This window comes from Colwellia psychrerythraea 34H (assembly GCF_000012325.1).
GTDB classification, from domain to species: Bacteria; Pseudomonadota; Gammaproteobacteria; order Enterobacterales; family Alteromonadaceae; genus Colwellia; species Colwellia psychrerythraea_A.
Map to the genome: position 1 here is coordinate 1,001,795 of NC_003910.7, position 15,063 is coordinate 1,016,857.

Here is a 15,063-nt window from a genome sequence, read left to right on the forward strand (position 1 = left end):
AATAGCGCCATTATAACACTATGAAATTACAACATTATCGTCTTATTCTCATTTAATTTAATATTATCTTAAGAAAAACTTCAACATCAACCTTTGTATCAAACCACCGTAGGGAGGATGCACTAATTTTCCGATATTTAACTTACCTCGAGACAGCACTGTTTTTGCTTTGGAAAAGGTTAAAAAACCTTCCTTGCCATGATATTGGCCCATGCCAGAATCTCCAATACCTCCAAAAGGTGCATCATCAGCGGCTACATGAAAGATTGTTTCATTAATGCAAACACCACCAGAGTGAGTTTGACTCAACAAATGTTGCTGGGTTTCTGTATCAAAACTCATAATATAAAGCGCTAAAGGCCGAGCGCGCTCATTAATATAATCAATTGTTTCTGAAATATCTTCATAGCTAATAATGGGGAGAATTGGGCCAAAAATCTCTTGTTGCATTATCAGCATGTCATCGGTGGTTTCAGTGACTAATTGCGTGGCAAGCTCACGTGAGTTTCGGTCAATGTCTTGCCCATTAGCTGAAACTACTTTTGCACCTTTACTCACTGCGTCATCTAACCAAGAAAGTAATCTATTATGCTGATTTTCGTTTATTACATGAGCATAATCTGTACTTTGATGTTTATCGCCATACATAGTTTGAAATTGCTTTTGATAACTACTGATAAAGGCTTCAACTTTATCTTTAGGGCAAAGAATATAATCGGGTGCCACACATATTTGTCCTGCATTTAAACACTTGCCAAAAATTAAGCGCTCAACGGCTGTGTCTATTGGCATGTCCGGCGCAATAATCACTGGGGATTTTCCACCCAGCTCTAAAGTAACAGGGGTAAGGTTATCAGCAGCCGCTCGCATTACGTGTCGTCCAACTGTAGTGGAGCCAGTAAAAATTAAGTGATCAAAGGGTAATGCAGAAAACTCTGCCGCGATGTTGGCTTCTCCTTCAATACAGGTAACGGTATTTTGTTCTAAAATACTGCTTAACATTTTCTTGATAACTTGGTTGGTACTCGGAGTAAACTCTGACAATTTAATCATTGCTCTGTTGCCAGCAGCTAAGGCTGTGATTAACGGACCAATAGATAACATCACAGGAAAATTCCACGGCACCATAATACCGACTACGCCCAAAGGTTGATAATGCACTTCAACTTTAGCTGGCGCTAATAATAGCCCTGCATGACGGCGTTGCGGTTTCATCCATTTATTAAGGCGTTTAATAGTGTAATTAATATTGACGATACAAGGCATTATATCGGCTATTAAACTATCTTGTGCGGGACGTTGTCCGTAATCTTCATTAAGCGCGTTGACCAAGTCGTCTTGAAAAGAAAGTAGGGCACTTTTTAAAGCGGATAGTTGTGCAATTCGCTCTTTAGCTGACGGGTTAGGAGCACTGCGGTATGCCTGTTTTTGGCCAGTTAGTATGCTTGATAATTCACGCAGTTCAGTATTCATTTTTTCTGACATATTCATCGGTAACTCCATTGTTCAAGTCGCTTAGTGTTATTTAGGTATAGACCTAGCTTTTGATGTGTATGGATAATCATCAAAAGAATAGACTGACTAGTTAGTCGGTATGGATATTTGAACTCATTACAACCATAATTGCAATGTTTTGTTTGTTTTTTATTCAAAGTAATCACAAAAATTATTATTAATTTATAACTAAAGTGAGGTTAGATAGGCTCTCAAGGGATATAAATTAATTAGTCGTGGTCATTACGACTAATTAATTATTTCTTAGGAAAAATATTGCTGAACAGGATATGTCTTTAAAATATGAGGTTGTTATAACTTTTTAAGTTTCTGCTTTACTGATTTTGTATAAATAAACGGGAGATTTATAAAAGTCATTAAGCCGTATCGTTCTATAAGCTTGCCATGAGGGTAGTGCAAAGTTATTACTAATAAGAAAGCTGACGTTAGACTTTTCTACTTGTAATTTATGGCTGATTTTTTCCATCGCCTCGGGGAACAAATAACAGATTAATACGGAGGCCTTAGAAAAGTCTGCCAGATAAAAGTTCTTCCTATGTAAGGTTAAGTTTTTTAACCCCAATATCTTTTTAATACAGCTTGATGTCAACCAAGGCAGAAAGGATAGTTCGTATCCTACTACTTGTCTTTGCGGATATCTTTTGGCGATACGAATGACAAAGTTACCCCAGCCGCTACCCAAGTCAACGATAGTACCTGACCCTGTTTTATCAACTAACTGCATCATGGAAAAATAGGCTTTATTTGAGCTTGGCATAGGCGATATGCCCAATTTTACTGTGCTATACACGATCGAGCTGGTAATAAGCAGCACAATGAAAATCAAGCTAATGAGTAAAAGTAGTTCAGAAATTATCAAAGAAAACTCTCAAATAGGTTGTGCAAGTTATGAAGAAAGATAGGTTACTGGTGCGGTTTTCAAATACGTTATCATTAAAAGAGAATAACACTTAGTAAGGGGGATTAGCTTTCAATGTTTACGATATTTTCTACTAAAAAATCTAAGAAAACCCGTGTCTTTGGTGAAATCAACTCTCGTTTTAAGTATATGGCATAGGTGGCACTCAACTCTTCATAAGGGCTGAAAGTATATTCTGGCATGACTTGAATTAGCGAGCCATCTTCTAGTTCACTTCTGACGGCCCATAAAGGAATTAAAGCGAGTCCAGCATCATTCAGAACAAGTTGTTTTTGACCATTAACAGAGTTAACCGAAATGGTGTTGTTAAGGGACAGTTTTGTTTTTTCTTCTGCCATTAAAAACCAATCTTTCCATCGAGAATAATTGTATCGGATACATTGATGATCTTTTAAATCTTCAGGTGCGTGCGGGATACTATGGTTAATTAAATATTGAGGACTTGCACATAGGAGGAAATTATTTAACGTTAGTTGCCTTGCTATCATGGTTGAGTCAGGTAAACGACCACTTCGAATCGCTACATCAATATTCTCTTCGACAAGATCTACAACCCGTTCGGTTAATTCCAGGTCTATTACAATATTCGGATACAACGAGATAAACTTCGAAATCAGTGGCAGTACAACACTTTCACCAAAACCCACTGTCATACTTATATTAAGCTTACCCTTTGGCACTTCTTGTAAGTCATTAACGACTCTTTTGGCTTCATCAAATTCCGAGACAATACGTTGAGAGTATTCGTAATATTTATGCCCAGCTTCAGTTAAACCAGTATTCCTAGTCGTTTTATTTAGCAATCGTACGCCGAGTTCTTGTTCTAGTACCGCGAGTTGCCTAGAAATTGAGGAGGGCTGCACATCAAAAATTCTACTGGTTTGGGAAATACTGCCGGTTTCGACAACACTGTTGAAATACAGTAACCGATTCAGTGAACTCATAATGGCTGTTACATAAGGATTATTTATATTGCAGTTACTCTAACTTCGCCTTGCCAAAAAGGCAAATGTGATTTGCAGTTTAGGTTATGGCTTGCTCAATTAGCAATAGATAGAATAGCCACACTTAAACGAGCAAACAAACTCGTAGTAAAGCCAATGTAGACAAATACGCACGTAACCAAACATACAAATAAAGAGAGAAACCTATGAAAGCAATGATCATTAAAGAAATTGGGTCTACTGAAGTTTTCCAACTTGCAGAAAAGGCAAAGCCAGTTGCTAAAGCAGGCCATATGGTAGTCGAAGTGAAAGCAACAAGTGTAAACCCAATTGATACTATGCTGCGTTCAATTGAGCTACCTTGGTCAGCGAATTTACCTGAAATATTACACGGTGATGTTGCAGGTATTGTTTGTGAAGTGGGTGAAGGTGTTACCGGTTTTAACGTGGGGGACGAAGTTTACGGTATGGCTGGTGGTATTAACGGCGTTGACGGCGCGTTAGCTGAATTTATGTTGGTTGATGCATTGTTAATGGCTAATAAACCTAAAACACTGACAATGAAACAAGCGGCAGCTCTGCCATTAGTCGCAATCACTTCTTATGAAGCACTCGTTGAAAAAATGAATGTGCAACAAGGTGATAAGGTACTTATTCATGGCGCTACGGGTGGCGTTGGTCATATTGCGGTTCAGTTAGCCAAAGTATTGGGTGCTAATGTAACTTCAACCTATTCTTCAGCTAACGAAGTGTTAGCAAAAACACTTGGTGCAGATAACTTAGTTGATTATAAGACTGAGTCGGTTGCTGACTACGTGCGGGCTTACACCGATGGTATTGGTTTTGATAAAGTATTTGATACCGTTGCAGGTGATAACATTGAGAAATCATTTGAAGCAGCTAAGTTAAATGGCCATGTAGCGACTATTTTACCTATTGCTGATCCACTACAAATTGCCCTGAAAAGTTTGTCATTCCACAGTGTTTTAGTGCTTATTCCATTATGCCACGGTATTAACCATGCCTCACATGGCCGTATTCTTACTGAAATTGCAACCTTGGTCGATGCAGGAAAAATTACCCCTATTATTGATGAAAGCGATTTCTCAATATGGGAGGTAGCAAAAGCTCACGATCACCTTGCTTCGGGTAAAGCATTAGGAAAAATCACCTTAACGGTATAAATTCTGTAATAATTGCATAGAACTGAATTGAATAGAACTGAGTTCAACTGAACTTAATTTAATGAATAGCTGCTAATGACTATTAGTAGCTATTCATTTACTGGCACTTAGCCAAAAAGTCTCAGTGATGTTTATAGAATCATCATTATCATCATTTATAGACGCCTATCTACTGCTGACAGAATATTCTCAAAAACTCATCATGACTGGGCAGTTTATCAATAGGTGCTTGCTTAATCTCTTTCACTTTTCTTAGCATTTCAGCGAGCTTTTCATCAGACATTATATTGGCTATTGGATGATAATCTTGCGGTACGATACCTTGTCCTAACATCACTTGGAGCCATGAACTATCAGTGAATAAATCATTTTGCTCTCTAAATAATCGTCCGCTTTGTTTAAATATTTCAATTTTATGGGCGAGACTGTCCGGAATTTTCATATGACGCATATCTTGCCAAAAATCACTATCAGTGCGCTCTGTAGCATGATAATGCAGTACTAAAAAGTCTCTTATTTGTTCAAATTCAGTAGCCGACTGCTTGTTGAATTCATCAACTAGGCTGCTATTAATACCCTGATGAGGAAAAAGGTGTGCTAAGCGAACAACAGCAGATTGCACAAGATGAATACTGGTGGATTCAAGAGGCTCTAAAAAGCCACTTGATAGACCAATAGCGATAACATTTTTATTCCACTGTTGGTAACGTCGACCCGTTTGAAACTTAATAACTTTAGGATCAGCAATGGCTTTACTGTCTAAATTACCCATTATGGTATCCATAGCCTGTTGTTCACTACAATGGCTACTACTGTAAACTAAGCCATTACCGTTGCGGTGTTGCAGTGGAATGCGCCATTGCCAGCCTGCGGCATGAGCTATAGAACGCGTATAAGGTAAGGTTTTTTCTAATCGTTCTGAAGGTACCGCAATCGCACGGTCACATTGCAGTAAATGACTCCAATCTTCATAACCAGTGCGAAGTTTTTCTTGAATAAGCACGCCTTTAAAACCGGAACAGTCGATAAACAAATCACCTGTGACTGTTTGCCCACTTTTCAACTTAAGAGACGTTATATGTCCAGAGTTAGGGCATTGCTCAACGTGCTCGACTAAACCTTCTGTTCTAATTACGCCTATTTTCTCACTAAACTTTCGTAAAAACTTTGCATATAACCCCGCATCAAAATGATAAGCGTAAGGTAATTCAATGATAGGGTCTTTACTTTTTATCTGGGCAAATTTACCTGCTTTAGCACATAAGTAATTTAAATCGTATTGCCATAAATGGCTGTCATCTTCTAATTGATTGGCGCGCTTTAATAGGTGATGAAAATGACAAAAGGCTAAGCTTTTTCCTGCCGCACCAAAACTATGTAAATAGCTGTGACCCTGGCTTTTCCAGTTTTCAAAATTAATACCAAGTTTTATGGTTGCTTTGGTTTCACGTAAAAATTCGGCTTCATTTATGCCCAAAACATTATTTAAGTGTTTGATTGGTGGAATGGTCGCTTCTCCAACACCAATAGTGCCAATTGCATCAGACTCGACTAACTCAAGTTGAATAGCTGAACCGAGAATTTTTTTCAATAAGGCTGCAGAAATCCATCCAGAAGTGCCGCCGCCTAATACAACTACTTTTTTAACTGGACTATTCATGTTTGAGTTTCTCTTATAAATAACGTGTGATTAAATCAAATGAGTTTTGCACTACACTCTTTCGTCTTGCGCTTTGAAGAGTAGTCAATAGCAGAGATTAAAATTTAATACCTACAGACCCTAACCGTTTTATAGTGCAAAAGTCACTTAAAAAAAAGCCTGTCAGTATACTGACAGGCTTTACTCTAACTACAATCTAACTAGAAGGAGTAGTTAAGACCTAACGAGTAGTTAGCACCAAATGATTGATAAGAGGTAATTTGTCTTCCATCATTCGCTTCAGCTTGAATAGTCTTTTCGTCGGTAATGTTCTGAGCTTGGAATGAAACACGTAACCCTTGTAGTGATTCAATGCCAGATTCATCGAAGTCATAACTGATTTGTGCATCCCAAATTTCGGCACCTAAATCATCAGTTGCTTCCAAAGCAAGGCTGCCTCCGCGTGTTTCAGTTAAGAATTCATCACGTTTTGTACCGGCGATACGAACTTCGAAGCCGTTTCTTTCATAGTAAGCGGTTAATGAGTAACTTTCTTCAGAAAGTCCAGGCACTTTACCTCCATCACTAAGTTTACCATCTAGGAATGTTCCACTAATGACCAAACCAAAACCTTCTAAAGAGTCATGCATTATACGAAATGGAACACTTGCTTGTAATTCGTAACCACGTACGAAACCTTCAAAACCATCTGTGGTGGTACTAACAAAACCATTCAACGTTGCAGGAGCATCACCATTAGAATCTTTATGTATCTCAGGGATATACACATCAGAAAAATCAGTTAGTGCATCTGAAGTTCTATGCCAGTTAGTTAAATCTTTATAGAAAAATGTTGCGGCAAAATAACCATCTTCAGCAAAGTAGTTTTCGTAAGAAAGATCAAACTGGTTCGCTGTTAAAGGCTCTAACATCGGGTTACCAGCACTGCCAGTCCAAGGACCATTTTGTGGGTTTGAACTTTGAATTTGATTATCATTATAAGCAAAAGTAGCACGGGCATTAGGACGCATATCATCCATACGAGGACGACTTTGGACTTTTGATAAACCAGTACGAATAAATTGATTTTCAGCAATTTCAAAATTCAAGTTTAGTGTTGGTAACACATCCGAATATGAAGCGCCGCCACTTACTGGTGTTGATACAACATAAGCTTGTGCATTTTCAACCGTTGAAAAACCTGTTGAAGATTGGTCAACGTCAATGTATTGAACGCCAAAGTTACCTGTCATGTAGATGCCAGCAAAATCAGCTTCAAAATCAACTTTTGCGTATAACGTTAATGTTTCTTCATCAACGGTATAGGTATCACCTAAGCGATCAGTTTGCACTAAAGAGGCTTCTGTTGCGGTGTAATAACCACTTTTGTATAAACCTAAACTGTCGTAAGCAAGGACACCATCAATACCAATGAAGTCTAAACCTGCAACACCTAAAACATCAGGGATAGCTCCAGCACCAGGGTATTCAGGAGAAGTTAGGTAATCACCTTCATTGATTTTACTTTTACTACGTTCAGAGTAGTTAACACCCATGCTGATGCCACTAATAATACTGTATTCAACTACACCGTTAACTTCAAAGCGAATACTGTCTAATTCTTCTTCGAATACAGGACGGTTAACAAAACCATCTTGTGCATCACTGCCAATAACAGGTGCACCCCATGATTGAGGACCTGCAAGACGCATAAGGCTTTCATCAGTATAATCAACACCTGGAAGCGTTGGATGAGCGCTATACATAACGCCAGTTGAAGTCATTTCCCATGAACGAGCAGCTGATGGACGTCCATCTACGCCAGCACGACCAGTACCTGAATAGCTTTCTAAATCGATGATTGATTTATCAACATCACCTGTTGATATATCTAAAACGGTCGACCAATTATCATCTAAGGCATATTCAACATTTAAGCCAAAGGTAGTCAGTTCAGACTCTTGTGTTCTGGCGTCATTACGAACTACTGAATGGAAACCGTCCCATTGACCTGCAGTAACTAAACCATTTTCGATTGATGCAACATCGTAGTTGACACCACCCCATACAGGGCCACCTTCTTCAAGGCCACGACGTACATCACTTTCATTAAAGTCTATGTATAAGGCATCGAATTTAACGCTAAGTTGGTCATTAGGTTGATATTCAATAATTGCCGCAACTGAACTACGTTCCATCAAAGCAGAGCGGGCAAATGAATCATGGCCACCTAAAACTTTTGTAGCAGGATCTATATCATTACCGCTTAAATCTTGTTTTTTTACACAGTTTTCGCCATTATCATCACAACTTGCATAGCCAACATCAGCATAACCCCAACCACGGAAGTTCTCTTCTTGACGAGGTGTTTCTTGATTAGAAACAACAAAAGCTAGGCCTAAGGTATCGTCCATAAATTGGTCGACATAGTTGAATGATAAACGATGACCGTTGTTATCATAATCTGGGTTGGCTGAATCTTTTTCATTTTGTTCGTAAACAGCATTAAGTGTCATCGAAGCATCTGAATTTAATGGACTTACGGTTTGTAGATCAATAGTACCACCAATGCCTTGCGCTATAAGGCCAGCTTCAGGTGTTTTGTATACTACAATGTTAGATACTATTTCAGTTGGGTATAAATCGAACTCTACGCCACGGTTATCACCCATACCAAGTAATTCACGACCGTTTAACGAAGTACCAATATAGTTTTCATTGAAACCACGTACTGATAGACCACTAGTACGACCGTTACGACGCTCGCCGGTTACACCAGGAAGACGGGCTAATGATTCTGCAACACTGGTATCAGGTAATTTACCGATATCTTCAGCAGAGAGAACTTCAACAATTGAGTTTGAGCTCATTTTAATCGCTTGTGCTCTTTGTAAGCTACCACGAATACCTGTTACTTGAATTACTTCAACTTCTTCTTCTGCAGCTTTCGTTTCTTCGGCAGCATAACTTGCAGTGCTTAATGCCATTAAGCCACTTGAAAGCAAAGCTAATGTCATTTTGCTTGGTTTAAAATGTAGCATTGAATATTCTCCCCTAGCCATCCGTGATTAATTTTATAAGCTAACTTCCATTTAGCCTAATAATTATATGTTTGTGTTTTACGTATGTAGTTATGTGGTCACATGTATCGATTGGTTATTATTTGTGAACAACTTTAATATAAAGGGGCAAATTACGGATGGATAGTCGTTGCATACGTATTCAGAGCGTAGCTGAGTCTTCTTTACTCATTGAATACGTATGCAACGATTGATTCAAAAATAAACAAGTGATCAGCTGAGGCATATTTTACGTGTTACACAGCGCTCAGTAACTATGTTTGTTTGTAAAAGGAAGACAGAAACCACGGATGTGGTGTTTGAATTAAACTTTATACATAGAAATTGTGAAATTAATGTCAGGTACAGAGGTGATCGAAAAGTAGCTGTAGGGTCTCGCCAATGTCAGCCATAATCTAGGAGAAAATGTATATTTTATCTTAAAACTATTTTGAAAGGTTGGCTAAAGGTTGGGTATGTAGACTCGTCGAGTAATCAGATTATTACTCAATAAATCTACAGTTTGATTGGGAATACCTCCATCTTTGCGAGTACTTATCTTATTTACAACTTAGATAATTGTTTTGCTAAAGATTCGGGTTTAGAGAAGTCAGAGGTTTTTAATATAACTTCACCGTTTTTTACCACCACTAAACTCGGAAATTCTTTAATGCCATACTGATGAAACATGCTATTGCTAACGTCAATTGCAATGGGATGTTTTACCTGGTATTTCTTGGTGTAATTAGCTAATTCAGAGGGGCCAGTCCAAAGTCTTGAAATAATCCCTTGCCATGCGAACTTGTCGAATTTTTTAGTTAAGTTATTGACTGAATTTTGTGCTGATATACATTGCTGTGATGCAGTGGGGCGAGAGTCTTTAAAATACCAATCACACCAAGTAGCAGTAAATAAAAAAGCGTGCGTTTTACTGTCATCCAGTCCTAAATCCAACGGTTTTTCAGTTTCGGCAATGGCAGTGTCAGCAAGTAAATCTAACTCCTTGGTGGCACTGATAAGGGCAATTTTGTTATCAAGTACCGAATCGGCTTTGTGGCCGAGGTGAACTAAGTTCATTTGTTTATCAAATAATAAGTGATACGGCGTGCCAAGCAATCTAAACGCTTGCGCTAAATCACCTTTGGTATCGATAACCATCGGCATCGATAAATTAAATTCTTGCTGTACTTTTTGTACGGCTGCCAAATTATCATTTATGCCTAAATTAATGGCGATGACAGCTAAATCATCACCATGTTGCTGGTTAATTTTTTCAAAGTGCGGCATTTGTTTGATACATGGTTTACACCAGGTAGCCCAAAACTTTAAATAGACCGGTTTTTTTCCTTGATATTGCTCCAAGGTAACGACTTCTCTTGTGGTTAGGGTCATTGGAATCGTTAATAACTGTTTCGATAGATTACTGGCGTACACTAAAGAAATTGTGCTGATAAATAATGTGAGAGTGATGGACAATAACAGGCGTTTGAGCATGAACATAAGGGATCCCTTGGCAATGTGGTGTTAGGTAGATAGTTAAAGGTGACTTATTTATAGGTAATGGTTTAAAGCTAACTTTTTACAGGTAATTTGTTGAAATATTAATAAATTTTGATAGATAGTTGTTCAATGAAACTTAGTTTACGTCAAATTATTATTATCAGAAGTGCTGATAATGAATTATATTAGTGAATATAATTCATTAATCGATTTATTAATAAGATCACTATGGATAAATTTAAAACTATTGCTTTGTTTATGTCGACTATTGAAACGGGTAGCTTTTCTGCAACAGCTAAAAAGCATGCAACAGACCCATCGACTGTTAGTAAAGCGATTAAAAGATTAGAAGAACAGCTTGGTTTGCAATTGCTTTATCGCTCTACTCGGCAATTAAGTTTGACTTCTGCAGGGCAGAAATATGCTGATACTGTGGGCTCTCTCTATCAACAACTTGAATCGTGTGAACACGAGCTAAAATCAGCCAATAATAGTTACAGTGGTGCGCTTAAAATTAATTTACCGGTATCGTATGGACGTGTGTATATGCTGCCGATGTTGAGTCGATTTAAAAAGGCTTATCCTGATATAGAGTTAGAGGTCAGTTTTAATGATCAATATGTTGATATGATCAGTGATGCTGTTGATGTTTCTATTCGAAGTGGGACTTTAAACGATAGCCGTTTGGTGGCACAAAAGTTGTCACCAATGGCATTTGTGATATGTGCCAGCAGTGATTTACTGGCGACTCGAAAGGTTGATATTTCGAATGAAGGACTTGTTGCTTTGCCTTGGGTGTTATTCCGTTTTAAGCAAACAGGTAAGACTATGCCGATAAACTTTAGCTATCAAGGTTGTCACATTGATATTGAACCGAAAAAGGTAACCATTGTTGATGATGGTGAAACAATGGCTCAAATGTGTGCTGAAGGTTTGGGTCTTAGCCTTATGCCGCATTTTAATGCTAAGGCTTTAGTCGTTGCTGGCAAAATGAAGGTTGTAGCAATACTTGATGAATTTCCCAGTTCAGGGGTATTTATTGTTTATCCTAAACGAAAAGATCTTCCCAGACGCACACAGGTATTTATCGAGTTTGTTAAAGATTACCTTAAAGAAATAGGGGAGACACCATCGAAGACTTGGCTGGATACCTCAATTAATTCTAGTTAGTAAAATCGTCTTGAGCTTGAATACGTATGTAAGATGGGAAAACTAGTATTTATCTGATCTCTGAACGCGTAAGTTATTATCCATAACAATTTTAACGACTCGTTTATTATGAAAACACCTTCTTTCTTTCACTCTATTTCAAGCCTTAACCGTGCAGTTTATATTGCGCTTTCTGCCAGTTTATTAGTTAGTGCTTGTGGGGAAACAAGTAAATCGACTCAATCTTCTCAGTTAGATAATCAAGGCGTTGATATCGCGGCCAAAAGCAAAACTATTACGGCAAGTGCCTTTAAAGTAAGCGACTTAGATAACTTACCTAGTGATAGCTCGGCTCATTGGTTAAGCACCAATATATTGGTACTGCCCAAATCAGTTAATAAATTTCAATACCAACTATTAAGCAAAAATTCAGTCGGTTTTAGTAGCATTGATTTAATGCCCGTTAATTTTCCTGAAAAACTGGCTACAAAGTTTCCACATTTAGCTGACTTTCAAGCATTTGAACTGCAATTAACACCAGATCAAAGCAAGCGTTGGTTAAAACAACAAGTTATGGTGGTTGCCATCGATGCGACTATTGATACAACCGTTGAACCTGCCCTTAAAACAAGTAAGCAAGCCAAAGAAGTTGCTTATGTGCAAATCGGCGGCGTTATTGATGCACTTTATACTCAGGGCAAAAATGACGCTGATGAAGTGACTGATTTAGGCGCAACAATTATTAGCAACCAAGAAGTCGAGGGTGTCAGCACTGCTGTTAGTTTTAAGTTATGGGCACCAACAGCACAAGCTGTTTCTATACAGCTTTTTGATGATAACTTACAAGCTCTGTCAGATGGTAAGCTTGAGATGGTAGAAGATAGCAGTACGGGAGTTTGGCAGGTATTGTCAGATAGCCAAGCGAGTTACGCTTATTATAAGTATCAAGTTAATGTTTATCATCCTGCATCAAAAAAAATTGAATCCTTATCCGTTACTGACCCCTATTCCTTAAGCTTGTCTGTTAATAGTGAGTATTCACAGGTTGTTGATTTAAATGACGCCGTTACTCAACCAAAAGACTGGCTTACTCAGCAAATACCTACCGTGAAAAATGTCGAAGATAATGTTTTTTATGAAACCCATATCCGTGACTTTAGTGCTAACGAACAGCAACTTAGTGACTCTGGCTTTAAAGGCAAATACAAAGCCTTTAGCGAGAAAAACTCTGATGGCATTCAACATTTAAAAGCGCTGCAAATTGCAGGATTAAATAACATTCATTTATTACCTACTTTTGATATAGCGACGGTCAATGAAGATGACAGTAAACACCTTGATATAGATGATAGTTTGGGTAAAGTTTGTGCCATTACAAAAAATATCAGCCTATGTCAGCAACCTTACGATGAAAAACAGTCAATAAAGTCATTATTACAGAGCTATGAGGTTGCAGGAGAGCAAACACAGCAATTGGTGAGCGAGTTACGTGAAGTCGATAACTACAATTGGGGTTACGATCCTTTTCATTATACTGTGCCAGAAGGTAGTTATGCTGTTGATGCTAAAGGTGTATCACGCTTAGTTGAATTTAGAGAAATGGTTCAAAGCCTACATGCTATGGGTTTCAGGGTGATTATGGATGTAGTTTATAACCACACTCACCAAGCAGGATTAGAGCCTAATTCAGTATTAGATAAAATTGTGCCCACCTATTACCACCGTCTGGATCCATTAACTGGGGACATTGAGCAATCGACTTGTTGTGATAATACCGCGACAGAGCGTGTAATGATGGCAAAACTAATGACAGATTCATTAGTTGTCTGGGCTCGTGATTATAAAATTGATGGTTTTCGCTTCGATTTAATGGGACATCAGCCAAAAGATGCAATGTTGACTGCCAGAGAAGCAGTGCGCCTAGTAGACAATGATACTTACTTTTACGGTGAAGGCTGGAACTTTGGTGAAGTAGCGAGTAATAGTCAATTTATTCAAGCCAGTCAGTTAGAACTAGGTGGTAGCGAAATAGGGACTTTTTCAGATAGATTGCGTGATGCTGTTCGTGGTGGCGGCAATAATACCCGAGACTCCCAGGGCGTAGGTAATGGTCTGTTAACCTTTCCCAATAATAAACAGCCAAATGAAAGCCAAGACCAAACAATGATTCAGGCTGACTATGCCTTACGTATGGACCAGTTGCGAATTGGCTTAGCAGGGAATTTAATTAACTTTCCTTTAAGAACTCTCAAAGGTGAAAGTAATGGCGAAAAAGTATTAGGCAAAGATATCCCTTATGGCGATCAGCCAACAGGTTATGCCTTAGATCCCGCAGATACCATCAACTATGTTTCCAAGCATGATAATCAAACACTTTGGGATAACAGCCAATACCGCTTACCATTTGATGTGTCAACAGAAGATAGAGTGAGAATGCATCTACAAAGTTTGTCTTTCGCTTTATTCGCTCAAGGTATCCCTTTTATTCACATGGGCTCAGAGTTTATGCGCTCTAAGTCATTTCTTAGAGACAGTTATGACTATGGTGACTGGTTCAATCGAGTTGATTTTTCCAAGCAGGATAACTTCTACAATGTTGGGCTACCACCAGCTGAAAAAGATAAAGACAACTGGCCGTTAATAAAAGAAGTACTTGCCGGGCACCAAGGTCGTGATCAGGTCAACGCTGAGCAAATTCAGCGAAGCAGTAATGCATTTATCGATATGTTGGCAATTCGTATGAGTAGTCCATTATTTAGGTTGACCACCGAACAGAGCATTATTGATAAAGTAAGTTTTCTTAATGCTGGGGCATTAAAGCAAGGCGGCAGTATCTCAGCGCAGCAAACTGGCTTATTAGTGATGAAAATCGATGATACGCAAGGTGAAGCTGTAGACAGTAAATATCAAAGTTTACTGGTTATCTTTAATATCAGTGATAAAACACAGACATTTAACTATAACTTTAAAGAGGACTTTGATTCTACTAGCACTCACGGATATCAATTACACCCGATCCAGAAAAGGGGAAGTGATGAAGTGGTTAAACAAAGTAAAGTAACGGTAAAAGGTTTTATTGTTCCGCCATTATCCAGCGTAGTATTTGTAAAACCTGACAGTAAATAAGCGAGTTAAGCTTTATTTATCTATAGGG

Annotated in this window: 9 protein-coding genes; 3 read left to right on the forward strand and 6 right to left on the reverse strand. The window is 38.4% G+C overall.

Annotation, left to right across the window (positions count from 1 at the left end):
* Positions 1–63: 63 nt before the first annotated feature.
* The 3 genes from CPS_RS04390 to CPS_RS04400 form a co-directional block, all read right to left on the reverse strand.
* Positions 64–1,491 (reverse strand): coniferyl aldehyde dehydrogenase, encoded by a 1,428-nt coding sequence (locus CPS_RS04390; protein ID WP_011041831.1) that lies wholly within the window; start codon positions 1,489–1,491, stop codon positions 64–66.
* A gap of 325 nt (positions 1,492–1,816) precedes the next feature.
* A complete protein-coding gene (locus tag CPS_RS04395) occupies positions 1,817–2,272 on the reverse strand; it encodes a class I SAM-dependent methyltransferase (RefSeq protein WP_138140235.1) in 456 nt (151 codons plus the stop codon).
* Between the two features lie 206 nt (positions 2,273–2,478).
* On the reverse strand, positions 2,479–3,378 hold the full coding sequence (locus tag CPS_RS04400; protein WP_011041833.1) for a LysR family transcriptional regulator: 900 nt from the start codon (positions 3,376–3,378) through the stop codon (positions 2,479–2,481).
* 206 nt (positions 3,379–3,584) lie between these two features.
* Here CPS_RS04400 and CPS_RS04405 point away from each other — a divergent pair, with 206 nt between their 5' ends.
* Positions 3,585–4,562 carry a zinc-dependent alcohol dehydrogenase family protein gene (locus CPS_RS04405; protein WP_011041834.1) on the forward strand — a complete coding sequence of 326 codons (978 nt, stop codon included), beginning with the start codon at positions 3,585–3,587 and terminating at the stop codon, positions 4,560–4,562.
* Between the two features lie 169 nt (positions 4,563–4,731).
* On the opposite strand, the gene CPS_RS04410 is transcribed toward CPS_RS04405, so the two are convergent.
* From CPS_RS04410 to CPS_RS04420, 3 genes are all read right to left on the reverse strand, one after another.
* On the reverse strand, positions 4,732–6,222 hold the full coding sequence (locus CPS_RS04410) for a tryptophan halogenase family protein (protein ID WP_011041835.1): 1,491 nt from the start codon (positions 6,220–6,222) through the stop codon (positions 4,732–4,734).
* Positions 6,223–6,422: 200 nt separating this feature from the next.
* Positions 6,423–9,242, reverse strand: coding sequence for a TonB-dependent receptor (locus CPS_RS04415; RefSeq protein WP_041736667.1), 2,820 nt, complete (start codon positions 9,240–9,242; stop codon positions 6,423–6,425).
* Between the two features lie 582 nt (positions 9,243–9,824).
* Positions 9,825–10,760 (reverse strand): TlpA family protein disulfide reductase, encoded by a 936-nt coding sequence (locus CPS_RS04420; protein WP_011041837.1) that lies wholly within the window; start codon positions 10,758–10,760, stop codon positions 9,825–9,827.
* A 228-nt stretch (positions 10,761–10,988) separates the two neighbouring features.
* On the opposite strand from CPS_RS04420, the gene CPS_RS04425 reads away from it, so the two are divergent.
* Positions 10,989–11,930 carry a LysR family transcriptional regulator gene (locus CPS_RS04425; protein WP_011041838.1) on the forward strand — a complete coding sequence of 314 codons (942 nt, stop codon included), beginning with the start codon at positions 10,989–10,991 and terminating at the stop codon, positions 11,928–11,930.
* 108 nt (positions 11,931–12,038) lie between these two features.
* Positions 12,039–15,035: a pullulanase-type alpha-1,6-glucosidase gene (gene pulA / locus CPS_RS04430; protein WP_011041839.1), complete on the forward strand. Its 2,997-nt coding sequence runs from the start codon at positions 12,039–12,041 to the stop codon at positions 15,033–15,035.
* The last annotated feature ends 28 nt before the right edge of the window (positions 15,036–15,063 follow it).